At 54.8% G+C, this 23,390-nt stretch carries 20 protein-coding genes; 9 read left to right on the top strand and 11 right to left on the bottom strand.

What is annotated here, in order from left to right:
- Positions 1-3 precede the first annotated feature (3 nt).
- The gene (locus GSQ62_RS02320) at positions 4-462 is read left to right on the top strand and encodes a Crp/Fnr family transcriptional regulator (protein WP_161888010.1); all 459 of its coding nucleotides are present in this window, start codon (positions 4-6) and stop codon (positions 460-462) included.
- A gap of 269 nt (positions 463-731) precedes the next feature.
- On the opposite strand, the gene pulA is transcribed toward GSQ62_RS02320, so the two are convergent.
- The gene (pulA, locus tag GSQ62_RS02315) at positions 732-2,639 is read right to left on the bottom strand and encodes a type I pullulanase (RefSeq protein WP_161888009.1); all 1,908 of its coding nucleotides are present in this window, start codon (positions 2,637-2,639) and stop codon (positions 732-734) included.
- Positions 2,640-3,008: 369 nt separating this feature from the next.
- Positions 3,009-3,839, bottom strand: coding sequence for a Cof-type HAD-IIB family hydrolase (locus GSQ62_RS02310; RefSeq protein ID WP_161888008.1), 831 nt, complete (start codon positions 3,837-3,839; stop codon positions 3,009-3,011).
- 746 nt (positions 3,840-4,585) lie between these two features.
- Here GSQ62_RS02310 and GSQ62_RS02305 point away from each other — a divergent pair.
- Positions 4,586-5,434 carry a DNA/RNA non-specific endonuclease gene (locus GSQ62_RS02305; protein WP_237586919.1) on the top strand — a complete coding sequence of 283 codons (849 nt, stop codon included), beginning with the start codon at positions 4,586-4,588 and terminating at the stop codon, positions 5,432-5,434.
- Between the two features lie 65 nt (positions 5,435-5,499).
- Here the strand turns inward: GSQ62_RS02305 and GSQ62_RS02300 are convergent, their stop codons facing one another.
- Entirely contained in the window at positions 5,500-6,246 is a 747-nt protein-coding gene (locus tag GSQ62_RS02300) for an EcsC family protein (RefSeq protein WP_161888007.1), read from the bottom strand.
- Positions 6,247-6,553: 307 nt separating this feature from the next.
- Here GSQ62_RS02300 and GSQ62_RS02295 point away from each other — a divergent pair, with 307 nt between their 5' ends.
- Complete coding sequence (locus tag GSQ62_RS02295) at positions 6,554-7,090, top strand: YceI family protein (protein WP_161888006.1); 537 nt, start codon at positions 6,554-6,556, stop codon at positions 7,088-7,090.
- A gap of 340 nt (positions 7,091-7,430) precedes the next feature.
- Positions 7,431-8,516: a PAS domain-containing sensor histidine kinase gene (locus GSQ62_RS02290; protein WP_161888005.1), complete on the top strand. Its 1,086-nt coding sequence runs from the start codon at positions 7,431-7,433 to the stop codon at positions 8,514-8,516.
- 262 nt (positions 8,517-8,778) lie between these two features.
- Here GSQ62_RS02290 and GSQ62_RS02285 read toward each other — a convergent pair whose 3' ends face one another.
- From GSQ62_RS02285 to GSQ62_RS02270, 4 genes are all read right to left on the bottom strand, one after another.
- The gene (locus GSQ62_RS02285) at positions 8,779-11,979 is read right to left on the bottom strand and encodes an efflux RND transporter permease subunit (RefSeq protein ID WP_161888004.1); all 3,201 of its coding nucleotides are present in this window, start codon (positions 11,977-11,979) and stop codon (positions 8,779-8,781) included.
- Positions 11,980-12,009: 30 nt separating this feature from the next.
- Entirely contained in the window at positions 12,010-13,149 is a 1,140-nt protein-coding gene (locus GSQ62_RS02280; RefSeq protein ID WP_161888003.1) for an efflux RND transporter periplasmic adaptor subunit, read from the bottom strand.
- A gap of 22 nt (positions 13,150-13,171) precedes the next feature.
- Positions 13,172-14,500 (bottom strand): TolC family protein, encoded by a 1,329-nt coding sequence (locus GSQ62_RS02275; protein WP_161888002.1) that lies wholly within the window; start codon positions 14,498-14,500, stop codon positions 13,172-13,174.
- Between the two features lie 170 nt (positions 14,501-14,670).
- Positions 14,671-15,252: a TetR/AcrR family transcriptional regulator gene (locus tag GSQ62_RS02270; protein WP_161888001.1), complete on the bottom strand. Its 582-nt coding sequence runs from the start codon at positions 15,250-15,252 to the stop codon at positions 14,671-14,673.
- Positions 15,253-15,740: 488 nt separating this feature from the next.
- On the opposite strand from GSQ62_RS02270, the gene GSQ62_RS02265 reads away from it, so the two are divergent.
- Both GSQ62_RS02265 and GSQ62_RS02260 read left to right on the top strand, forming a co-directional pair.
- The gene (locus tag GSQ62_RS02265; RefSeq protein WP_161888000.1) at positions 15,741-16,457 is read left to right on the top strand and encodes an SGNH/GDSL hydrolase family protein; all 717 of its coding nucleotides are present in this window, start codon (positions 15,741-15,743) and stop codon (positions 16,455-16,457) included.
- Positions 16,458-16,878: 421 nt separating this feature from the next.
- Positions 16,879-17,724 (top strand): alpha/beta hydrolase, encoded by an 846-nt coding sequence (locus tag GSQ62_RS02260; RefSeq protein WP_202621826.1) that lies wholly within the window; start codon positions 16,879-16,881, stop codon positions 17,722-17,724.
- 63 nt (positions 17,725-17,787) lie between these two features.
- On the opposite strand, the gene GSQ62_RS02255 is transcribed toward GSQ62_RS02260, so the two are convergent.
- Entirely contained in the window at positions 17,788-18,240 is a 453-nt protein-coding gene (locus GSQ62_RS02255; protein ID WP_161887998.1) for a YkvA family protein, read from the bottom strand.
- A 204-nt stretch (positions 18,241-18,444) separates the two neighbouring features.
- Between GSQ62_RS02255 and GSQ62_RS02250 the strand changes: the two genes are divergently transcribed.
- Positions 18,445-19,029, top strand: a complete 585-nt coding sequence (locus GSQ62_RS02250) for an SRPBCC family protein (RefSeq protein ID WP_161887997.1) — start codon at positions 18,445-18,447, stop codon at positions 19,027-19,029.
- On the top strand, positions 19,013-19,543 hold the full coding sequence (locus GSQ62_RS02245; protein ID WP_161887996.1) for a DinB family protein: 531 nt from the start codon (positions 19,013-19,015) through the stop codon (positions 19,541-19,543). Before GSQ62_RS02250 ends, GSQ62_RS02245 begins: the two co-directional genes overlap by 17 nt.
- Positions 19,544-19,678: 135 nt before the next feature.
- Here GSQ62_RS02245 and GSQ62_RS02240 read toward each other — a convergent pair whose 3' ends face one another.
- The gene (locus GSQ62_RS02240; protein WP_161891281.1) at positions 19,679-21,067 is read right to left on the bottom strand and encodes a PhoH family protein; all 1,389 of its coding nucleotides are present in this window, start codon (positions 21,065-21,067) and stop codon (positions 19,679-19,681) included.
- 335 nt (positions 21,068-21,402) lie between these two features.
- On the opposite strand from GSQ62_RS02240, the gene GSQ62_RS02235 reads away from it, so the two are divergent.
- Positions 21,403-21,882, top strand: a complete 480-nt coding sequence (locus GSQ62_RS02235; RefSeq protein WP_237586917.1) for a toxin-antitoxin system YwqK family antitoxin — start codon at positions 21,403-21,405, stop codon at positions 21,880-21,882.
- A 57-nt stretch (positions 21,883-21,939) separates the two neighbouring features.
- Here GSQ62_RS02235 and GSQ62_RS02230 read toward each other — a convergent pair whose 3' ends face one another.
- On the bottom strand, positions 21,940-22,560 hold the full coding sequence (locus tag GSQ62_RS02230) for an AlbA family DNA-binding domain-containing protein (protein WP_161887995.1): 621 nt from the start codon (positions 22,558-22,560) through the stop codon (positions 21,940-21,942).
- A gap of 296 nt (positions 22,561-22,856) precedes the next feature.
- A complete protein-coding gene (locus GSQ62_RS02225; protein ID WP_161887994.1) occupies positions 22,857-23,228 on the bottom strand; it encodes a DUF3127 domain-containing protein in 372 nt (123 codons plus the stop codon).
- Positions 23,229-23,390: the final 162 nt, after the last annotated feature.

Genomic DNA, 23,390 nt, shown 5'->3' with positions numbered 1-23,390 from the left:
AGAATGCTGCTGATTGAGAAAGTGCTGATTTTGCGCTCCTCCGAGATCTTCCACAACACCCCGGAGCAGGAGTTGGTGGGGCTGGCCGGGATACTGGAGGAAATGTACCTGGAGCCGGGGGCGAACCTTTTCCTGAAAGGAGACAAGGGCAACTGCATGTATTTTATATATAGAGGCCGGGTGCGGGTACACGACGGCGATTACACGCTGGCGGTGCTGGAAGACAATGACATTGTGGGAGAGTTGTCGGTGCTGGACGCGGAAAGCCGGTCTGCCAGTGCCACCACCCTGGAAGAAACCGTCCTGCTGAGGCTGGAGCAGGAGCCGTTCTATGAAATCATGATGAATAATGTGGAAGTGCTGAAGGGCATCCTGAACACGCTGTGCCGCCGCCTCCGCATCATGGACCACAAAAGCGCATCCTTCCACAACACCAGCCTGTCCGGCGTCCCGTCTGTATAGCAGCCGCGTAACTGTCAGTCGAATGTCTGCTCTTCCGGGTTCATAATCCACATTTTGAACAGGATCAGAAAAGGAGAGCAAGAATTTTAAAAAAATAGGCAGCAAGAAGTTTCGGATTGCAAATCCGAAACAGCAGGACATGGCGGTTGCAGAGCTGCCGGAGACCACAGATACCGAACATGAATCCGGAGTCTCGCGCCATATATGCCTGATTTATATATGGTAAAAGGAACCTGACAGCATATATACTACCAAACTATATATGGCTGTCAGTCCTGGAATAGGATCAGCATAGCGACAGGAGGCACTTCTGCAAAATCCCGTACCTGCTGCTTTGCGTCAAAATCTATCTCCGCGCCTGCGGCCACCACGCGCCACGCGCCGGCAAGCGCCACCCGGACTTTGAACCTGTTGGCGTTATAGAAGACGGCGATGTTCCTCCAGGGGTCTTTGTTCGCATGGTCCGTTAGTATATAGCCCACCACACCAGGTCCCGCTCCCAGGAAGTGCAGGTGCTGGTTCACCATTGCGGCGGTAGGCATACGGAAAGCTGGATGCGCTTTCCTGAGTTGGATGAGATCTCTGTAATAGGCAAATACATCCTGGTGGGCCGTCTTCCAGTTCCAGTCGATCTGGTTGATGGCATCGGGAAGGTTGTAGCTGTTGTGTGCGCCTTTTTTGGTGCGCAGCATTTCCTCTCCGGCCATCAGAAACGGTATGCCCTGCGAGGTAAGCACCACGGCGTTCGCCAGCAGGTGCATCCTTTTTATATCCTCTTCCGAAGCATCCGGGTTAGACAGCCTCAGCTTGTCGTACAGGGTGTGGTTGTCGTGGCACGACACATAAGACACCGCCTGCCAGGGCGCTCTTGCCCACGCCTCCACATAGGCATGCACCTCCGGGTGCGCGATGCTCCCCACCACGCCAAACTTCACCTTTTCCTCCGTGCCGCTGGCCCCGCTGACAAAGCCCCTGCCTTTCTCATCAAAAACAGAGCCTTTGAGGGCATCGCGCAGGTCGTCGCTGAAGGCGGAGATGTGCTCCAGTTCATGGGTGTGGGCTTTGGTGGCGCGCTGTGCGTCCGGCAGCGGACTGGCCCCGGCTGTCCATCCCTCGCCATATAGCAGGATGTTCGGGTTAATGGACTTCAGGACTACGGCCAAATGGTTCATGGTTTCGATATCATGAATGCCCATCAGGTCGAAGCGGAAGCCGTCGATATGGTACTCCCGCGCCCAGTGGCAGCACGACTCCAGGATGAACTTGCGCATCATGATGCGTTCGCTGGCTGTTTCGTTTCCGCAGGCGGAGGCATCGGACCAACGGCCGTCGTTGGTATGTCTGTAATAGTATCCCGGCACCTCCAGGTTAAAGTTGGAGCCTTCCGTAACGCCGGTGTGGTTATATACCACATCCATGACCACGCCGAGGCCGTTGCGGTGAAAGCCCTGCACCATCTCCTTAAACTCCCGTACGCGCACCTCCGCGCGGTAGGGGTCGGAGGCATAAGAGCCTTCGGGCACGTTGTAGTTCTGCGGATCGTAGCCCCAGTTGTATTGCGGCTTGTCCTGGGCCGCTTCGTCCACCGAATTGAAGTCGAAGGCGGGCAGCAGGTGTACGTGCGTTATCCCCATCTCTTTCAGATGGTCAATGCCGGTGGCCAGGCCATTGGGGGTCGTGGTGCCCTGCTCCACCATGCCCAGGAACTTACCGGGGCTGGAACTGCCGGCGCTCTGGCTGACCGTGAAATCCCGGACATGCACTTCGTACAGCACAGCCTCGTTCGGCGAGGACACGGCCGGGCCCTTGTCGTTTTCCCAGCCCGCCGGATCGGTGGCGGCCAGGTCTATCACCATGGCACGCCGGCCGTTTACCCCAACAGCCAGGGCATATACACCCGGCGTCTCATCCAGCCAAATACCGTTTGCCTTCACCTGATAGGTATAATAGATGCCCCGCAGGTCCTTTTGTACTGTCAGCACCCAGAGCCCCTCCTGCGTTTCCTCCAGGCTGGCCCGGAGCAGTAACTGGCCGCCGGCCCCGCTGTCATAGAGGTTCAGCGCAACCTCCTCCGCCACCGGCGACCAAAGCCGGAAGGTAGTGCTGAGCGGGTGATAGCAAGTCCAGAGATTTGCCTCCGGGTAGGCAGGGTAATCGCTGTAATTTATAGCCGGCAAAGGCATCTGGGTTGAATAAAATGGCATAGAATCTTGAGAAAAAGGACAGGGAGACAGGTAAAAAACCGTGGCATGAACGGCTGTCTATATAGGAGAATCGCTATCAAAATTCAGGCCGGTATTAGGGAAGGTCGACCCTGAAATCATATATAAATGCAGCATTCATTTTCTGATGTATGTTCTGGTGAAGTGATAACATAGTTTCGCCCACTCAATGTCCCTTTTCTGCAGATTTATTTTTCTCGGAAAAATTCCGGGGATAGGGTAACGCTTTGGGTTGATGGCTGGGATATATAGCATTGGCCGCGAACCGGCATATATAGCAGGATTCAGACGCCCTGCGGAATAAGGCAGCAAAATAGCCGGGATTTACTGCTGCAGCAGGTGCTTCTCGATGGCGATGGCTACGCCATCGTCGGTGCTGTTGAGGGTTATCTCGTTGGCGACGGCCTTCACTTCTTCGCGGGCGTTGCCCACGGCAATGCCCAAGCCCACCGCCTGCAGCAACTCCACATCGTTGTAGTTGTCCCCGAAGGCCATCACCTCGTCCATCGGAATGCCATAGTTGTTCTGCAGGATCAGCTCGAGCGCCGTTGCCTTGGAGATGGTGCGTTGGGCCAGCTCCAGGTAGGTTGTTTTGGAGCGGTATATATAAAGCTCGTCGCCGAACCTGTCGGTGAGTTCCGCCGCCATCTCCGCTATTTCTTCGGCAGGGCCCATGCACATCACTTTGTGCGCCCCGGTGTCTGCCGTATGCCACTCGTCCAGCACCGCGTTCAGGGCACCCACCCTCGGCGAAACCTTCGTGACGCGCGCCTCTTTCTCCGCCCATTTGTCGAACTGGGGGGCGTACCAGCTGTCGCCGGTATATAGGCTGATGTGGATGTCGGTGCCGTGCGCCATCCCCACGATGGCGGCGCACACAGCAACCGGAATCTGCACCGAGTCGATGACCGCCGGGATATCAGCCCCTTCGCTGTAGAGCAGCACATAGCCGCCGTTAAAGCAGATCATGGGGTGGTGCAGGATGCCGAGCTCTTCCTGCAGGTGGCGCATGGCGGCGGGCATGCGCGAAGAGGCAAGAATAACGGGGATGTGCTTGCCGAGGCTCCTGAAGGCGGCGATGGTGCGGGGAGAGAGCTCGCGGCGGCTGTCGAGCAGGGTGCCGTCGATGTCGGAGCAGATGGCTTTGATCTTCATTTGGGTGGCTTTACGCATAGACTGCCTCCTGGAGGGCATGGTTAGAAGGCTGCCCTGGCAGGAAATGCGGTTTTAGCATGTAAAAATAAAGGGCTGTACCCGAGCAACCGGCGGGATTGTACTAAAATCCGGCTGGAGCATGGGTAGCAGTTTCTTGTGGGCATATATCGGGAAAAAAGCAGCGGGACCTGCATGTGTCAACAGATCCCGCTGCCGTTGCTTGCTTTAGCGTGGCCGGGAGGGTTATTCCCTGCTCTTCTTCTTTTCCTGCTTGGCCGCGCGCTTCTCTTTCTCTGTTTTCGCAGGCTTTTTCTTTGCTTCCTTCTTTGCGTCCTGTGACTTTGCCATATTAGTGATTTTTAACGTTTAGCGGTTAAGATAGCGATATAAATCGGCACTTTCCAATCCCTATGCTCCAAAACGGTGCCTTAAGATAAAGGTGTTTGCTGATTTTGCACGGAAGCCAACCTGATGCCGGCTTTGGCATATATGGCCGCAGCCGGCGCAGCGCTAAGCCTCGTTTTTTGATGCAGTAAATATAGCAGGAATAAATATTTGCGCCTACCTTCGCGTCACCAAAATCTTCCGCCCGCAGGCGGATGCTGTACAGCCAGCCGCCTGCTGTTGCCCCATATACGATTTCAGAAGCTAAAGTTTAAAAAAGGCTCTCTGATAAAGAAAACAAGCGCTTTGCCTGTCGGTTAACCCATGCAGGTGGCCAGCCCGGCTCCTTTAAATCTTAACTTATGATGCGATTCCGTCCTTTAGCCTTGTTCCTGTTTATCTGGGCTTTCTCCTTTGGCTGCCGCCAGGCAGAGGTAATACCCCGCATCTCGCCGGAAGCGGAGCAGCTGTTGCTCGGCAACCCGAGCGGTGCCACCTCCGATGTGCGCAATTTTAACAACTACCTGATCCTGAAGCCGCAGTACGCGCTCTCGTACAGCCGCGACAGGGGAACCCCGAACTGGGTAAGCTGGCACGTGAGCCGGGACTGGCTTGGCAATGCTCCCCGGCAGGACAATTTCCGGAGCGACCCCGCGCTGCCCGAGGGCTGGTACCGCGTCACGGCCTCCAGCTATTCGGGCAGCGGCTTCGACAGGGGCCACAACACCCCCTCCGCAGACCGTACCAAGTCTGAGGAGGACAATGCCGCCACCTTCCTGATGACCAATATGATCCCGCAGGCTCCGCGGAACAACCAGGATACATGGGGTAATCTGGAGGACTATACTCGTGAACTGGTGGGGCAGGGGCAGGAGGTATATGTGGTAATGGGCAGCTATGGCGTAGGCGGCACCGGCAGCAATGGCCTGGCCAGGAAAATTGACGAAGGCCACGTGACCGTGCCCAGCCGCATCTGGAAAGTGCTGGTGGTGCTGCCCGAAGGCGAAAACGACCTTTCCCGCATCACGGCCGGCACGCGCGTGATCGCCGTGAACATCCCAAACACAAACGCGGTTCGCCCCGACTGGACGACTTACCTGACTACTGTGGACGCCATTGAGGAGGCCACTGGCTACGACCTGCTGCATGAGTTATCCGATGACATGGAGGAGGCGCTGGAAAGCCAGGTGGACGAAGGCCCTGCAAACTAGCATATATAGCGCTGCTGCTTCCTCCTCCTGAAAAGATAGAAGTCCCCTAGCGTTGTTGCGGTTTATCAGTGCTGCCGCAGTGGTTTCTGCTCCTCCTGCCAACGCATGCGGTAGGCATTCATGGCGGTTACGCCCAGCTTCTGCAGCAGTCTGTAGTTCACCACGGCACCTACGGGAGCCCCGATAAGCGGAATGAGTTGGGCCATCTTCGGAATATCGATATAATCGCGGTACTGCTGCTGCAGGGTGCGCCAGTCGTATTGGTGGATATCGTTGGGGAGGTGTTTTTTCTGTTCCTCCCAGTTCTCCATTTGCAGGTACACCTGCCGCCGCCGCTCCTGGCTGCTGAAGGCCAGCTGAAAGATGTGCAGCAGGAAGAGGCGCTCCCGGTAGTCCTCGACGGAGTAGCCGTAGAGCGCCGCGATCTCGTACAGCAGCTTCAGCTTCAGGCCCAGCAGCAGCGGGAAATCAGCAAAGCCCAGCAAAATGCCACCCGCCCCGGTAAGGCCGCCTTCCGCCGCTGCCGCGCGCTTATAGAATTCAATCCGCTCCTGCACCAGCGCCTCCCTCAGATGCAAAGAGGCATAAACCTCCGGTTTCCTGGTTGTCCGCTCCGCCCCGAACAGCACCGCCCTGATCATTTGCTTGATGGTGACAGTGATGGCTGTGTGTATCTTTTCCGGAATATAGCTGTTGATTTTGTGCTGTGCCCTCGTGGCCAGCCGGTTGACAAGGGAAGGCGGGCGCAGCATTTCTGCCTGCCAGGCCGTCAGCTCCCGTAGAGCAAATTCTTCATAAGCGTGAGCAGACATCAGGTGTAGTGTTTAGCTTTCATTTTGTGACCCGTTTATATATGGCTCATATATACGCGGCCCGTCTCAGACTATAGCGCACGTAGTCCCGGATTTTCAGACAGGGGCAAGAGTTTCGGCGCCGGAGGTTCCCGTTACAGAGAAGCGCCTCCGCCAGCAAATCAGTTTTTTGCAACCAAATAATCAGAGAGCGCCTCTACATCAGGGTAAGTGTACGTACAACCTTATATACCGGAGAAGCCTGGCATTTTGCAGCAGCGTTATGCCGCCGGTTGCTCCGTTATCAACCTTTTAACCAAGTAAAGCTATGGCAAAAGTGAAATGGTCGGTTGACCCGGCACACAGCGAAATACAGTTCAAGGTAAAGCACCTGATGATAACGACTGTAACCGGTTTCTTTACCAGCTACAACATTGAGGTGGAGACGGAGGATGAGGACTTCACGAAAGCCTCGAGCATTGTGTTTACGGCCGATGTAGACTCCATCAGCACCAACAACGAGCAGCGCGACACGCACCTGAAATCAGCTGATTTCTTCGATGCGGCAAACCACAGCCAGCTTAAGTTCACCGGCACCAACTATGAGGAGACATCCGACGGTCACGCCAGACTGCACGGCGACCTGACCATCCGGGGGAATACAAAGCCCGTGACAGTAGACGTGGAGTACCATGGCACGGTGGTAGACCCCTACGGGCAGACCAAAGCGGGCTTCACGGTAAACGGCAAAATCAGCCGCAAAGCCTTTGGCCTGACGTGGGACGCCGTAACGGAAGCGGGCAGCGTGGTAGTGAGCGACGATATACGGCTGCACGCCGAAGTCCAGTTGGTGAAGCAGCGCTGACATAGGTAGGATTCCGAAACCATAGACGAAGGCGGTCAGTCCCTTTTGCCACTTGGCAGAGAAGGCTGGCTGCTTTCTTATTTCCTGCCGCCTGGCTGCGCTATATACTGGCCGCCTGCTATATCTATATATGCCGTGGTGTGTTGCTGCCAGCATATATAGATATAGCAGGCGGCGGCTGATTAATGCGCAAACACCACAGCGAATTCATAAATATTCAATAACTTCGACATTCTATTCCTACACATAACGGCGCTATCCTTTGTGACCCGATATAGGTGGTTGATTACCTGCATCAACCGCTTTCCTAGCTGCCTTAATCCTTTACCTGCCTGTTATCATGAACAATGACCTTTTTCACCAGTTTGGAGCATCCAACAAAAAAATTATTTTCCTCTTTAACCTGGGCACCATGCAGTTCGATTACCTGAACAACGCCGTGGAGCATATCTGGAAGCTGGACAGGCAGGCTGTGCTGGAGTCTCCGGTGCGGCTAATCACCCATGTGCATCCCGACGACAGGAAAGCTGTTGCGAGACGCTACGGGTTGCTGCTGGAGGAAGGCGTAAGCCACGAACTGGAGTTTAGCCTGAAGCTGCCCGATGGTGGCCGGAAAGAAGTGAAGGCGAACGCTCATCCGCTCCGAAACGCGGAGGGGGAGCTGACGCACATCGCCGGCGACGTGGAGGATGTCACGAAGCAGTCGCAGTACGTGGATTACCTGCGGGAGTACACCCGCCGGAAAGACAGCGCCCTGGAGATTATTGCCCACGACCTGCGCGGCCCCCTGGCTATCGTCAAAGGCATCGCCTCGCTGCTGGAGAGTGAGCACCGGGAAAAAAATTACGAGGAGGTGAGCACCTACACCACCATGATTCTGGAGGCTTACGACAACTGCCTGGGTATTATCACCGATGTGATGAAAGATGAGCACCTGCGGTCACCGATGGTATATGTCAACCCGCAGCGCTTCGATCTGGTGGAGCTAGTCCGGAGGCTGATGCATTCTTTCCAGGTGGCCAAAGGCATGGATTACCGGTTTGAGGTTGTGACGGAGCAGGAGAAAATAATGGTGGAGCTGGACGAGGTAAAGCTGATGCAGGTGCTCAACAACCTGATCGCCAACTCCATCAAGTTTACTGCAGATGGGGGTGGAATCACCATCGAGCTGAGAGTGGAAAACAACCGGCTGCTGCTGCTGCACTCCGACAATGGCATCGGCATCCCTGAGGAACTGCAGCCGCACATCTTCGAAAGGTACAGTAACATGTCGCGGATAGGGCTGCGGGGCGAGCCCACCAACGGCGTCGGGCTGTCTATTGTGCGGGAGCTGGTGGAGGTGCAGGGTGGCAAGATCTGGGTCGAGAGCCAAGGAGAGAATCAGGGGACTACCTTTTACCTGAGTTTCCCGCTGCCGGAGGAGTAGGCGAGGTGCTTCTTTTTATAGGCTGGTTATATCAAAGCTTCTTTTATATAGGCCTGCTTACAAAAGAACGGATGTGTGCTATTTATATGGCTGCCTCCCCGCGACTGGGGGAAGCCATATAAATGCAGTAATGGCCTGAGTTTTCTGCATGGCGTACAGAAGGCGGCTGGGCTAAATATGCTTCTTTCGGAGCCTGCCTGTATATAAACATAAAGCCCCGGCCATCATGGCCGGGGCTTTATGTTTATATGTACTTCCGCCATCAGGCGTGCGGGTTAACGTAATGCGGGTCTCCTCCGGCATCGTCTTCAGGTTTAAAGTTGGCCCGGAGTTCTTCCAGTCCTCTTCTGCCGTAGGCCACTCTTGTGATGATTACATACAGCACGGGCACAACGAAGATTGCCAGGAAAGTGGCAGCCAGCATACCGCCAATCACAACCCACCCAATCGTCTGGCGCGACACGGCACCAGCCCCTGTGGCCATTGCCAGCGGCACAACGCCCAGTATGAAGGCCAGGGAAGTCATCAGGATGGGGCGAAGGCGCAGCTTCACAGCCTCAATGGTGGCCTCAATCAAATCCATGCCCCGGTCCACGCGCTCTTTGGCAAACTCCACAATCAGAATGGCATTTTTGGCCGCCAGACCAATCAGCGTGATCATACCGATCTGCGCATACACGTTGTTGTCCAGTTTCGGCAGCAACGTGAGCGCCAGGATGGCCCCGAACATCCCCAGCGGAATCGCGAACAGGATAGAGAACGGCACCGACCAGCTTTCGTACAGGGCGGCCAGCAGCAGCAGCACGAGGATGATGGAAAGCGAGAAGATATAGATGGTGCTGCTTCCGGCGGCTTTCTCTTCGCGGCTCAGGCCGGAGAAGTCGTAGCCGTAGCCGGCAGGAAGCACCTCCGCCGCCACTTCCTCCAGCGCCTCCAGCGCTTGGCCGCTGCTGTAGCCGGGTGCGGCGCTGCCCAGCACCTCGGCCGAGCGAAAGAGGTTGTAGTGGGATATAACCGAGGCGTTCTCCACCACCTTGGAGGTAACCAGCGCACTCAGCGGCACCGACTCGCCCTGCCTGTTCATCACGTAGTACTGCTTCAGGCTTTCGATGTCCATGCGGTAGGCGGTGTCTGCCTGGGCCACCACCCGGAAGTTACGGCCGTAGCGGGTGAAGTCGTTGACATAGCGGCTGCCCATGAACGAAGACATCGTGGCATACACATCCGCGATGGACACGCCAAGCAATTTCGCCTTCTCGCGGTCCACCTCTACCTGATAGCCCGGCGTGCGGGTGTTGAAGAAACTGTAGGCCCTGGCAATCTCAGGCCGTTGGTTCACGGCCCCTATAAACTGCCCCAGCACCGCCTCAAACTCCTTCAGGTCGCCGCCACCGGCGCGCTGCTCCAGCATAAAACTGAAACCTCCGGAGCTTCCGAGGCCGGGAATGGCTGGCGGGGCCACCACAATCACGGTAGCCTCTCTAATGGCGGCAAACCTTTGGTTGAGCGTGGCCATGATGCCTTCCAACTGGTCCGCGGCGTCCTCTCTCTCCGCCCAGGGCTGCAGCTGCGTGAAGATGGTGCCGCTGTTTGATTTAAAGGAGAAGTTGATGGCGTTGAGGCCGCCGATGGCCGTGTAATTTTTGATGGCGGGAATGTCCGCCATGATCTCACCCATCTCGGCCAGCACGGCTTCGGTCCTGGTGGCGGAGGAGCCCTCCGGCAACTCAATCGACACAAACAGCCGCCCTTCGTCCTCCATCGGAATAAAGCCCGTTGGCTTGGCCGAGAACAGCCCCACTGTGCCGGCATACACGCACGCGAGCAGCACCAGCACCAGCGGGGCAGCCTTGATAGAACGGCGCACACCACCCGAGTAGGATTCCGTGGTACGGGCGAACCAGTTGTTGAACTTGTAGAAAAACTTATTCAGTCCCCGCGACTTCTTGTTCACATTCATCGGCTTCAGCATCAGCGAGCAGAGCGCAGGCGTGAGGGTGAGCGCCACAAACGCCGAGATGAGCACGGAGATGGCAATGGTGATGGCAAACTGCTGGTACAGCCTGCCGACAATGCCAGGTATAAAACCTACCGGAATAAACACCGCCGCCAGGATAAGCGCAATCGCGATAACCGGGGCCGTGATGTCCTTCATGGCTTTGCGCGTGGCCTCTTTGGCCGATAGCCGCTCGTGGTCTATATAGTGTTGCACCGCCTCCACCACCACAATCGCGTCGTCCACCACAATACCGATGGCCAGCACGAAACCGAACAGGGTCAGCGTGTTGATGGTAAAATCAAGCGGAATAAAGAAGATAAACGTACCGATGATGGACACCGGGATGGCCAGGATCGGGATAAGCGTGGCGCGCCAGCTTTGCAGGAACAGGAACACCACGATGATTACGAGGATAAGCGCCTCGATGAGCGTATGCACCACCTCGTTGATAGACACCTGCACCACCGAAACCGTCTCGAAGGAAACCACATAGTCTACATCGGCGGGGAAGGACTCCTTCAGCTCCTCCAGCGTGGCATATATGCCTTCGGCCGTTTCCAGGGCGTTGCTGCCGGGGGCCTGGTACATCAGCAGAATGGTGGATGGCTTGCCGTTGATGGTGGCGGCCCTGCCGTAGTCAAACCGCCCGAACTCTATCCGGGCCACGTCCTTCAGGTACACAATGGAGCCGTCTTCTGGGTTGGTGCGGACAATGATGTTGCCGAACTCCTCCTGTGTTGACAGGCGGCCACGCACGGTGATGGGGTACTGAAAGGCCTGCGTATCGTACTGCGGCTTGGCGCCCACCGTGCCAGCGGCCACCTGCAGGTTCTGTTCCTGTATGGCGCCGGTCACTTCGCTGGCGCTGATGCTGTACTGGGCCAGTTTGTCGGGCTTTAGCCAGACACGCATACTGAAATCCTGCCCCAGCGCATTTATATCGCCCACCCCCTGCACACGCAGCAAGGCGTCGCGCACGAAGATGTTGGTGTAGTTGTCGAGGAACTCGATGTCGTGTGTTCCCTTTGGCGAGAAAATGCCCACCACCATCATGATGCTCGGATTCCGCTTCCGCACCGTCACGCCCAGGCGCCGCACTTCCTCCGGCAGGCTCGGCTCCGCGATGCTTGCCCGGTTCTGCACGTCGAGGGTGGCAATGTCGATATCGGTTCCCAACTCAAAGGTCACGGCCATGTTCATCTGGCCGGTGCTGGTGTTGGTGGAGGTGATATAGGCCATGCCCGGCGTACCGTTGATCTGCGTCTCCACCGGCGTGGCCACCGTCTGCTCCACGGTCAGCGCGTCCGCGCCCGTGTAGTTGGCCGACACAGACACGACAGGGGGGGAGATATTGGGGTACTGCGTGACAGGCAGGTTCATCATGGACAGGATGCCCACCAGCACGATCACAATCGAGATCACGATGGAGGTTACCGGCCTTCTTATAAATACGTCTGATATCATGTTTCGCTTGAAAGTCTTCCTTTTACAAAATTATTTCGCAGCGGCAGCGGGTTGAGCCGGCGGCGTGTTTCCGGTCTGCACCTTCGCGCCCTGGCGCAGCTTCTGTATGCCTTCCACCACAATGGTCTTGCCCTGCTCCAGCCCGTCGCGCACCACCACCTCGCCTCCGAACCGGGTGCCCAAATCAACCTTCTGCTGCACCACCGAATCGCCCTGCACCACATACACGAAGTACTCCCCGAGCTGCTCTGTCACTGACTTATAGGGGATTACCAACTGCTCGCCAATGTCCTCGTTCAGCACGCGCACATCCACCGTCATGCCCGGTACCAGGGTACGGTCCTGGTTCGGGAACTGCAGCCGCACCGTCGTGGTGCCCGTCCTTCGGCCGATGGCGCGGTCGATGACGATAAGTTTGCCTGGGTAGGGGTAGGGCTTATCACCGTGCAGCAGGATGGTGAACAACGAGTCTGGCTGCTCTCCCTGCGTCAGTTGGTTAAAGCGGCTGATTTCCTGCTCGTTTATCACAAAGTCCACGGCGATAGGGTCCGTAGAGGAAATGGTGTTCAGGAGTGGCTGCCCTGGTGACACCTGCGCGCCCACCCGCACCTGCGAGATGCCGATGGTGCCGTCGAAAGGGGCGTTGATGGTGGCGTAACCGAGGTCGGTGGCGGCACTGTTCACCTGTGCCTGGGCCGCCGCCACCTGGGCCTGCGCCGTCTGCAAGTTGGTGCGGGCATAGTCCAGCTGCTGCCGCGCAATGGCTTCGCTCTCGGCCAGGCGCTCGTACCGCTCCAGGTCCTTCTGCTGGCGCTCCAGGTTTGCCTGGGCGCTCTGCAGGCTCGCCTTCGCCTGCTGGTAGCTGGACCGGTACTTGCTCTGGTCTATCTCATATAGCCGCTGTCCTTTCTTCACGCGCTGCCCGTCCTGTACATATATGTCGGATATATACCCTGACACCTGCGGGCGCAGCTCCACCTCCTTCAGGGGCACCACGTTGCCGGGGTAGGTATCGGTGCCGGTTACGCTCTCTTCGGCTACGGTGTAAGTGCTGACGGGCACTGCGGCAGCGGCTGGGTTCTGCTGCGGGGCGTCTTGCCCGCCGCCACAGGATATAAGCACAAACGGCCCGGCCAAGGCGGCTACCAGCCAAGATAAATTCCTCTTCATTCTGAATTTTGTTACTGTGTGATTAGTTGATGTCGATGCTTCCGATGGCCTGCTGATAGTCCAGCTTGCTGGCCAGCACGTTAAACAGGGCATTGTAATAATTAAGCTGCGTGGTGCGCAGGTCCGTTTCCGCCACTATCAGGTCCACGTATGCCTTCACGCCCTCGTCGTACTGCAGCCGGATGATGTCATACACTTCCTGCGCCGCCTGCAGATTGTCCCGCAGGGTTATCCACTCGTAATAGTCGCTTTTATAGTTGGCGAGGGCTGTCTGGTATTCGGTGTTTATGGCTTTGCGCACGTTCTCTTCCTCCACCTCCGCGCGCTGCTCCTCCAACTGCGCAATTTTCAGGTTTTGAATCCGCTTCGTTCCCTGAAAGATAGGCACCGAAACCTGCAGGCCCGCGGCCGAGGTCGGGTACGACTGGTCGTAGAGCTGGGAGAAGTCGTTGTTGAAGTAAATGGAATTGTGGTTGATGAACGCCGACACGGTTGGCAGGAAGCCCCAGCGGTAGTAGCTGGTGTTCAGGTCCAGCAGCTGCTGCTGCACCTGCAGTTGCTTCAACTCCACGCGGTCCGAGAAATCCAATATCTCCGTGGTATCCAGCAGCACCGCCTGCTGCATCACTTCGTAGTCGTAGGTCAGGTTCAGCTCCGACTCCACCGGAAAGCCCATCAGCTGTTTCAGGTAAGCTTTTTTGGCTTTCACGGCCTCCGTAGCGCGCTTCAGGTCGCTGCGGATGTTGGCGAGCGTGATGGAGGCGCGCTGGTAATCGGTTTTGTCTACCAGCCCCACCTCAAACCTGCTCCGGGCGTCTTCGAACTGCTTCTGCTGCCGGGCGAGGTTCTCCTCCAGAATCCGAATCTGCTCCTGCGTAAGCAGCAAATCGTAGTAGGCCTTGCTCACCTCCACCACGGTGTTGATGCGGGTGTCGAGGGTGTTCAGGTCCAGTTGCTGCCGGGTGAAGCGCGCCGCGCGGGAGGCTAGCAGCAGGTCGTTGCTGAAAATGTTCTGCCGTGCCTCGAACAGGACGTTGGACGAGTAGTTGCGGCCCAGCGTAATAAGCTGGTCACCGAGGGGCTGCTGCTGCAGCTTCAGGTTTTTGGTGCCCGCGTAGCTGGCCGAGACCTGGGGATACCAGCCCGAAAGATTCGCTTTAATCTGGTGCTCGCCAATCACCTCGTCCAGCACGGCTTGCTCTACCGCCGCCCTGTTTTTCAGCGCAAAGTCCACGCACTGCTCCAGCGTAAGGTTGGCGGGGGCGGCAGGGGCGGCATCCTGCGCGTGCAGGAGGGAGGGGAACAGCAGCAGGCCCAGCAGCAGGGGCTTTAGTCTATTCAGAAATTTCATGAAAATAATGCGTAAAATGAATGTCTATATATAAATAGAGGTGCAGGCAGACAGCCGGGCCGGCTGCGTGAAATAAGAGGTGTAGCTTTTTTTCATAGTTATATCAGGTTTATATATAGACGGATCACAGACTCAAAAATAACAGATGCTTTTTAATTGGAGGTTAAATTTTAGCTTACCGACATGCCGTCCCACATGATTTGAGCGATTTGCCGCAGTTCTTCCTCACCCAGGTTTATCTTTCCGTACCGGTGAATTTTAGCGGTCGTGGTAACGCTTCCATGCGCCAGCACGCCCAGTATCTCCGGATTAGCGGGGCGGAGGTACCCTTCCTCCACACCCTTCGCGAAGAACCTGAAGAGCATTCCGTAGAAGCAGTCGTGGCTTTCTTCCGGGTTTTTGGCGTGGTAAGGGGAGTTCACGAACTGCTCAAAAAACTGCAGCACGTTCGGGTTGTCGCGGTAGTAGTTAAACAGGCGCAGCCATATAGCAAAAAAACGCTCCGGGTACGACAGCGACGCATCATCGCCCTGGGCGACAGCCTCCATGCGCTGCCTGTTCTCATAGGTATATAGCTCACAGATAAGGCGCTCTTTGCTGTCGAAATAGTGGTAGATGGTGCCTGCGGCCACGCCCGCCTCCTTCGCCACCAGGCTCATGGGTGTGCCGTGGAAACCGTTCTCCTTTATCAGTTCCAGGGTGCTCTCTAAAATCGCCTTCTTCTTCTCCGCTAAGTGCTCCGTCCCGCCCATGTTCTCAATTGAATGTTCATTCGGTGGGCAAAGGTAGCGTAATTTTGAGGAATGCCTAAGTCAGCTCGTAATTTTTTGATGCAAGGATGCTTCAAGCTGTTGCATCTTTGCGTTTTTGATACCGTGTCTTATATATAAATCCTGCATACATTGGGATATATAGGCGGAGTAACAGAAGGGGGAGGAGAAAGTTTTATATATAAATATCGGAGTAGTTAACCTGGGAAATTATGGTATATTAGCTATTGGATATACTGAGGAAGCTGTTCTGGAGATTGGCGGAGCAGTGGAAAAGACTAGGCAGCACCCCTGATATAGTGCAGGTAGCAGGAGAAGTACTCCTGCTACACAGTAGTTACCTGTAATTAGACGAATACTTCACATTGTTTTTTTATTATCAAAGCTGGCAAAATAAACTATGATTTTAAAAGAGGGCAATGTATCTAACAAATTAAGTATAGGGCATATGAATTATTCAATTGAGCACTATGAGAAGTAGCATGAATTATTTGGTTGTTTTGTTTTTTTTAATTTCGGTTAGTGTATTTTCACAAAACAGGACTGAGAAACCACCCTTTAAAAATTCCTTCAACTTTGGAAAGTCTGTAGCAGTCTTTGGTGGCTCTGTTTCTGTGATACCTGAAAGTGAAAGCGCCAAAAGTATGTGGGAAGAATGTCTGGGAATGAAGGTCACTAATTACGGAGTGCCTGGTGCAGGCTTCTCTTCATTACAAGGCAAATCTATCCAAAGGCAGGTTGATGAAGCTGGTGTATTTGATATCTATATTCTATGGGCTTCAACGAATGACTACACAAATCATAGAGACATTGGCTCTTACACAGATTATACAGAGTTTGATGGCTATGACAAGAAAAAATTAACTTCCCAAGCAGGAGGAATAAACTATTGTATAAAAAGAATTTATGAAATAAATCCCCAAGCTGTCATATACTTTTTTACATCTAGTAAAGCCTTCAATGATAGAGGAGGATATGATCCATTTTATGAACAGGGGATGAATCAATATGTTGACATGCAAAAAAAGATATGCCTCCTTCACGGGATACCTTTCCTTGATCAGTTCTTTTCAGGCGGATACAATGTCTATAATAAGCAATTATATTATAGCGACCCAATCCATATGAATGCGTCAGGATATAAAAAATTGGGCGAGCTACAGGTGTCGTTTCTTGCTTTTCCATAGTTTGCTATAGTTTGAAAATAAAAGCGGATCAAAACCTGCGTACAAAAAGGTACAATAATGATAGTTAAAATAGTTGTAAATTTAAGGTTGTAACCCACTTCAACTTACTTTTAATTTGGTAGGAGTAAAGCCCGCAACAGTACCTGAAACTCATCAGTTTTGAAACTTTAAATCACTTCTGCAGCTAATCAGGAGTTTGCGTTATGAGAAAAGATGCTTAAAGTTTTAGCTTTTTGACTCGAAATATCTTAAAAATAAAATGAAGCTATTTGCTCCGAACCCGCCCACACCATATACAACAGCAATGTCAGCTTCCTATATAATTTACCTCCAAAAATTACCCCAGTCATTTTCCAAACCCTAAACCCAACATCAAACCAACCATATGCGAAAAAACTACCTGTTAGCCTTACTTATAACTATGCTAATCTTCCCGGCGGCGCTGCTTGCCCAGACCACCGGCAAAGTGATGGACAACCTCTCCCTGAAAAGCAAGATCCTGAAAAGCAACCGGAAGTACGCCATATACCTGCCGCCGGGCTACGACACCTCGCAGCGCAGCTACCCGGTGCTGTACCTGCTGCACGGCGCCGGTGACGACCAGACCGGCTGGGTGCAGTTCGGGGAGGTGCTCCGGATAACGGACAAAGCCATTGCGGAGGGCACGGCCACGCCCATGATCATTGTGATGCCGGACGCCAACACTGGCCAGCGCGGCTACTTCAACGACCCCAGCGGCGAGTGGCGCTACGAGGATTTCTTTTTTGATGAGTTTATGCCCTATATAGAGAAGGAGTACCGCATCAAAGGCGAGAAGCGCTACCGTGCCGTGGCCGGGCTATCGATGGGAGGGGGCGGCTCTTTTATGTATGCGCTGCACCGCCCGGACCTGTTCTCCTCGGCCTGCCCGCTGAGCGCCGCCGTGGGGCCGCTCTCCCTGGCAGACGCCAAGACCTATATGGCCCGCATCGGGAACAAAAACGTGACCGCGACAGATGCCCAGGTAGAAACTTACTACAAACGCCACAGCGCCCTCGAGCTCATCGAAAGCCTGCCAGCCGACACCGTGAAGCAGGTGAACTGGTATATAGACTGCGGCGACGACGACTTCTTGTACGAAGGCAATGCGCGGGTACACATCGCTCTGCGCAAAAAGGAGATACCACACGAGTACCGGGTGCGCGACGGCGCCCACAACTGGACTTACTGGCGCGAGGCGCTGCCTGAAGTGCTGTCCTTCGTCTCCGACACCTTCCACCAGCATTGAGCTATCTATAACAAAAAGCCCCGCTATATATAAGCGGGGCTTTTTGATGGGCTTTTCTTAAGTTCATAAAGTGCCGATGCGGGTATGATCGAAGTTGCGGTCTTCCTCCCACTCCCGGAACCTGGCAATCTCCTTCTGGAAAGCATCCACAAACCAGGCCATCAGGCTGATATCGTCCAGCAGGCCAATGCCCGGTATAAAGTCCGGGATGATGTCCAGGGGTGTAACCAGGTAAAGGAGCACCGCCACGCCAATCAGCAGCGACTTGTTGGCCACCTGGCGGTAGTCGCCGCGGAAGTAGGCCTTTATCAACCGGATAAACGTGAACATGAATTCCTTGAGCTGCTCAAACCCGCTCTGCTTGCTGTCGGTGTCCACTAGCTTGCCGTAGGCCGAAGTCAGCAGCACGCCGAGCTTCAGGGGCTTGGTCATATATCCACCGGCTTTGCCGAGGAACTTCTTGAATATAGGATTCTGGGAGTAATTGAAGCCCTTTGTTACCCAATCTTGTATCATTGCTTTTTGTTTTTATATAGTCTCTTTCTTCCCTCTACGTGCGAACGCTCTTTAAGGCTGTACCGGCCACCGCTGCCTGCCAGCGCTTAAGACAGGTGCCGGAAAATATTTATAGTCCCACGCTTGATTCCGAACTAAAAGCTGCCTTAACTTGGTGTAGAAAAACGCCTCCCGGCCCTACACAGAACAAATAGAGGACATTTTATGAAGCTGCTCCTGAAAGTGATTTTACCCGTGCCGCTGTTGCTGGCAGCCTCGGCCGGTGCTTCCTACCTGCTGCTCCCGACACAGTTGGAGGTGCAGCAGAGCATTGTGGTGGAGGCCCCGCCGGAGGAGGTATATGCCCTGCTGGAAAACCCGATGCACTGGGAGAAATGGAGCGTGCTGAACAAAAGTGTGGACCCCTCGATGATTCACCTGTACGGCGGGCCCATGTCCGGTACCGGGGCCCGCATGCAATGGAGCGGCGACAGGGTGGGCAACGGCCTGCTTGTTTTCACGGAGAGCACCAGCCCGTCTTCCCTCACCTACAGGCAGAGCGAACACAACACAACCCATACGGTTGAGGGAATAATCACGCTTGCGCCAGTGGCGGGGGGCACGCAGGTGGTGTGGCGGCAGCAGGCGGCGGTGGGGCAGAGCCCCTGGGAGCGCGTGCTGGGGGCGGTGCAGAAATACCGCAGGCAAAGGGAGGTGGAGCAGGGCCTGCTCGGCCTTAAAACCTTCTTTCTGAATAACAGTAAGAAAAATACAGCCAAAACCAGAACCGCATATGCCAACCACCATTAACAGACCGACAGCAGAAGAGTATCCCGATGTGTACCAGAAGTACGTCACGCTGCTGCCCGAGGGCGATGTTTTATATCTGCTGGAGAAGCAGGCCGTAGACCTGCGGTATATGTTCAAGAACATTTCCGACGAGCGGGCAGAGGAGACGTATGCCGAGGGCAAGTGGACCATGAAAGAAGTGCTGCAGCACCTCATCGACTCGGAGCGCATCTTTGGGTACCGTGCCCTCTGCATCAGCCGCCTGGAGGAGGCGTCGCTGCCGGGCTGGGACGAGAACAAGTACGTGTACAACTCGCTGGCGAACATCCGCCCGCTCGAGGCTATCCTGGATGAGTACGAACTGACGCGCCGCTCCAACATGGCCATGTTCCGCAGCCTCACTTCCGACATGCTGAACAACTACGGCCTGACGAACGGCCGGCCCATTTCGGTGCGCGGCGTGATACACGTGATGGCGGCCCACGAACTCCACCACATGCTCATCCTGCAGGACCGTTACCTGAAGCGGAAGTGAAGGAGGACTTTAGACCCTAACTTTTAGACGTCAGACATAATACTTTCATTCTAAGATTTGTATACTCCATATATAACAGCGAAGCCTGCGACTTTAGACGCAGGCTTCGCTGTTATATATGTATATATGGCTTTCTTACAGCAGTTCGTTGGCCAGGTTCGCCAGCTCGGAACGCTCGCCTTTCAGCAGCGTGATGTGGGCGTAGAGCGGGTGTTCCTTCGCCCGGTCGATGAGGTAGGAGAGCCCGTTGCTCTGTGAGTCAAGGTAAGGCGTGTCGATCTGGTGTACATCGCCGGTAAAGACGATTTTTGTATTCTCGCCTGCACGGGAGATAATGGTTTTCACCTCGTGCGGCGTCAGGTTCTGCGCCTCGTCCACTATAAAGTAGATGTTGGACAGGCTTCGGCCGCGGATATAAGCCAGCGGCGTGATCACCAGTTTCTCCAGGTCCACCATGTCGCGTATCTTCTGGAACTCCTTGCTCGTTTCGGCAAACTGGTTCTGGATATATTTCAGGTTGTCCCAAAGCGGCTCCATATAGGGGTTCAGCTTCGATTTGATGTCGCCGGGCAGGTAGCCGATGTCTTTGTTGCTGAGCGGCACCACGGGGCGCGCCAGGTATATCTGCTTGTACTCGCGGCGCTGCTCAATGGCTGAGGCTAGCGCCAGCAGGGTTTTACCGGTGCCCGCCACTCCCTGCACCGTTACCAACTTTACCTGCGGGTTCAGCAAGGCGTGCAGGGCAAAGGCCTGCTCGGCGTTGCGCGGCTTCACGCCAAAGGCAGAAAGCTTGTCCACCCGCTCCAGTTGCTTCTCGGCCGCGTTATAATAAACTAAGGATGAGCCTCTGAAGCTCTTCAGGATAAAGAAGTGATTGTCTTTCGGCGTGTACTCCAGAACGCTCGCTGGGTCGCAGACGCCTTTCTCATACAGCTCTGTGATCACGGTTGCCGGCACATCCTCAATGGTGTCGTTGCCTGAATAGAGGCCCGCCACATCCTGTATCTTGCCTGTCTCATAGTCCTCGGCGGTGATATTGAGGGCGCGTGCCTTCAGGCGCAGGTTGATGTCTTTGGTTACGAGCACAATCTTGCTCTCGGGCATTTCCTGCTTCAGTGTCAGGGCCGAGTTTAGGATCCGGTGGTCGTTCTTGTCGCCGAAGATGGTCGTGGCATCCAGGGCGGTGGACTCGTACATCAGCACTTTAAAGGAGCCCTTGTTCTTGCCGTTCAGCGGCAGCCACTCCTGCAGCCGGTGCTCGGCCGACAGTTTGTCTATGAAACGAATGAACTCGCGGGCCTCGAAGTTCTTGATGTCGTTGCCCTTCTTGAAGTTGTCGAGCTCCTCCAGCACTGTGATCGGGATGGCCACATCATGCTCCTTGAAATTCTGGATGGCGCTGTGGTCGTAGAGGATGACGGACGTATCCAGCACGAACACTTTCCTGATGTCTGCATCTGAGTCCTGGGGTTTGGTTTCGGCGGATTTGCTCCTGGTGGCGTTGTCGGATTTCGATACCTGCATCGTGCCGGATGCGGCGGCGGAGTTTTTAGGGCGTGCCATAGTGTCTGGGCTAAGGGTGAAAACTCTGTAAGAGCCGTAATCTGGTATGTTGCTCCTGAATCTTTTATGGTTGTATATATTCATTTTACGCGAGATTCTTACAGGAGGCTGACGCTGACACAGCGGGAGCATGGGCTGCGCCGTTTCCTGAAGGCTTGTGCTGCTGTCTCTCCGAATACATTGCCCTCATTGTCAAAACTTTAATTCGAGGGCAGTGTTGTAACTAAACTTTTAGTTAAGTTTATTTTTTTTCGTATCTTACCGCTGAGGATTCTTAACTGTGACTTGAGCGCCTTATGATTGCACGAATTGTTTTAGCCCTGTTCATTGCGCTGCTGCCTTACGGGGCGGATGCGCAGCAGACCAGACAAAAGGTAAGCGAGAAAACGGCAAAGGGGATATGGCCTTTCCGTATCAACCGCATGGACAAACTGGGCAGGTACCACGGCATGTGGAAATTGAAAGGCCCCGACGGTGAAACCCTGATCCGGAAGGGGAGGTTCAGGCATGGCAGGGAGGTAGGCACCTGGCGTTATTTCTATTACCCCAGCGGCAGGCTATATATGTTGGAGAGGCACCTGCGCCGGCAGGACTTCATGACGGTGCAGTGCTTTCATGAGAACGGAGCGCTGGCCAGGGAAGGGCAGGCAAGAGTGGACGAAACGGAGCGGGATATACGCTACTACTGGTTCGGGAGTTGGAAGGTATACGATGAGCGTGGTGAGTACAGCCACAGCGAGTACTATGAGAAAGGAAACCTGATCGTGTTCCGGTAAACCGATATTTCAGCCATCCTCATATATAGCAGTGGGTGCGAGTCTCTTCAGCGGGGCTTAGCTTAGGGTGTAAAAATCCTCCTTCTCTTTGTCGTGGAGGCGCAGGTAGCCGTGTATCACCAGCTTTACCAGCGTGCGGTAGGCGCGCCGCTCCGACAGATTGGCCAACTTCATATACTGCCGCAGCGTGATGCGGGGAGTTGTTTGCAGGTACGTCAGCACCGCGTTTTCATGCCGGTCGAGGGGGAGCCGCCCCAGGTGGCCCGCCTCCTGCGCCAGTACCTTGTCAACTACCTTGCTAGTCTGCACACTCGTGTCCTTCACACGCACATAGCCGCGCCAATCATTTTCCTTCACTTTGGCATAGTGGGGCTTAGTCTCGCTTTCCTGAATGATTACTTTAAGCACCGTGCGGTGGTCATCCTCTACCTCTTCGTATGAAACTTTTACAGGAGGATCGCAGAAAAAGTCAGCGGCCTGCTGCAGCGTGTGTTTCTCTTCTTCAGGGTCGATGCCGGTAATGGTGCCGTTGTCCTTTACGCCGACCAGGATGACGCCGCCCCTTGTGTTGGCGAAAGAAACGAGGGTGCGGGCGATCTTCTCCGGCTGTGTCACGCGCTGCTTGAAATCCAGGGTGTCGCTTTCGCCGTGCAGGATAAGGCGTTGTAGTTCGTCCATAGTAAATAGCGGGGCTGTATATATAACGTAAAGCCGATGCGTGGCAGCACGGCGGGTGTTCAATAATTGCACCCGATACACGTCCGGCGCCAGCCTTGGGCATCTTGAACCGCTTCCGTGTAAGCGGTATGCGAGGGCAAGCCGGGGCGCGTAGCCGGGAAGGGTTTGCCCGGGCAGCCCTTCAAATACCCGTGCGGCCTCTTTTCGGCCAGCCGACCTCTCCGGAATAAACAGGGCGATGACATAAAAAAAGCGGGCTACAGCGCCCGCTTTAATATTCTGAAATCATATATGCACTAGAAGGGCAAGTCATTGTCCGCGTCGCTGCTGTAGAACGACGGTGCGTCCTGCTGCATTGGGGCGTTACCGGCAGGGGCACCGGCATTACCGGCAGCGGGCTCCAGCCTCCAGGCCTGCAGGTTGGTGAAGTACATGGTGGTGCCGTTCTTGGTGAAGGGCTTGCCCGTCAGGTTAAACGTCACTTTCACCTCGTCACCGTTTTTGAAAGGGTCCAGCAGGCTGCACTTGTCCTGCGTCAGCTGGAACTTCACATACTGGGTGAAAGAACCATCCGGAATCTCCAGCACAAACTCACGCTTCCTGAATTTCTCGCTTACCTGCTGCTCCTCAAACGTCTCGTACAGCTTACCTTGAATATCAAACGACATAATTATCTTGTTAAAATAGGTTATCTTGATTAGAACAAAGATAACGAAATTTCTGCTGTTTTTGGTCCATTTCGGGCTCGCTATATGATAAAATTTATGCTACATAAACGGCCGGCGCGGTATCGGCGTACAGGGTAGCAAAACATCGGCCACATCAGGACT

Source organism: Pontibacter russatus (assembly GCF_009931655.1).
Lineage (GTDB): Bacteria > Bacteroidota > Bacteroidia > Cytophagales > Hymenobacteraceae > Pontibacter > Pontibacter russatus.
The sequence above is the reverse complement of the archived record's forward strand: the minus strand, read 5'-3'. Positions and strand labels throughout refer to the sequence as shown.

Coding starts and splice junctions, on each gene's coding strand:
- GSQ62_RS02320 (WP_161888010.1), top strand. CDS start 4: ATGCTGCTGATTGAGAAAGTGCTGATTTTGCGCTCCTCCGAGATCTTC.
- GSQ62_RS02310 (WP_161888008.1), bottom strand. CDS start 3,839: ATGAAGATCAAAGCCATCTGCTCCGACATCGACGGCACCCTGCTCGAC.
- GSQ62_RS02305 (WP_237586919.1), top strand. CDS start 4,586: ATGATGCGATTCCGTCCTTTAGCCTTGTTCCTGTTTATCTGGGCTTTC.
- GSQ62_RS02300 (WP_161888007.1), bottom strand. CDS start 6,246: ATGTCTGCTCACGCTTATGAAGAATTTGCTCTACGGGAGCTGACGGCC.
- GSQ62_RS02295 (WP_161888006.1), top strand. CDS start 6,554: ATGGCAAAAGTGAAATGGTCGGTTGACCCGGCACACAGCGAAATACAG.
- GSQ62_RS02290 (WP_161888005.1), top strand. CDS start 7,431: ATGAACAATGACCTTTTTCACCAGTTTGGAGCATCCAACAAAAAAATT.
- GSQ62_RS02285 (WP_161888004.1), bottom strand. CDS start 11,979: ATGATATCAGACGTATTTATAAGAAGGCCGGTAACCTCCATCGTGATC.
- GSQ62_RS02280 (WP_161888003.1), bottom strand. CDS start 13,149: ATGAAGAGGAATTTATCTTGGCTGGTAGCCGCCTTGGCCGGGCCGTTT.
- GSQ62_RS02275 (WP_161888002.1), bottom strand. CDS start 14,500: ATGAAATTTCTGAATAGACTAAAGCCCCTGCTGCTGGGCCTGCTGCTG.
- GSQ62_RS02270 (WP_161888001.1), bottom strand. CDS start 15,252: ATGGGCGGGACGGAGCACTTAGCGGAGAAGAAGAAGGCGATTTTAGAG.
- GSQ62_RS02265 (WP_161888000.1), top strand. CDS start 15,741: ATGAGAAGTAGCATGAATTATTTGGTTGTTTTGTTTTTTTTAATTTCG.
- GSQ62_RS02260 (WP_202621826.1), top strand. CDS start 16,879: ATGCTAATCTTCCCGGCGGCGCTGCTTGCCCAGACCACCGGCAAAGTG.
- GSQ62_RS02255 (WP_161887998.1), bottom strand. CDS start 18,240: ATGATACAAGATTGGGTAACAAAGGGCTTCAATTACTCCCAGAATCCT.
- GSQ62_RS02250 (WP_161887997.1), top strand. CDS start 18,445: ATGAAGCTGCTCCTGAAAGTGATTTTACCCGTGCCGCTGTTGCTGGCA.
- GSQ62_RS02245 (WP_161887996.1), top strand. CDS start 19,013: ATGCCAACCACCATTAACAGACCGACAGCAGAAGAGTATCCCGATGTG.
- GSQ62_RS02240 (WP_161891281.1), bottom strand. CDS start 21,067: ATGCAGGTATCGAAATCCGACAACGCCACCAGGAGCAAATCCGCCGAA.
- GSQ62_RS02235 (WP_237586917.1), top strand. CDS start 21,403: ATGATTGCACGAATTGTTTTAGCCCTGTTCATTGCGCTGCTGCCTTAC.
- GSQ62_RS02230 (WP_161887995.1), bottom strand. CDS start 22,560: ATGGACGAACTACAACGCCTTATCCTGCACGGCGAAAGCGACACCCTG.
- GSQ62_RS02225 (WP_161887994.1), bottom strand. CDS start 23,228: ATGTCGTTTGATATTCAAGGTAAGCTGTACGAGACGTTTGAGGAGCAG.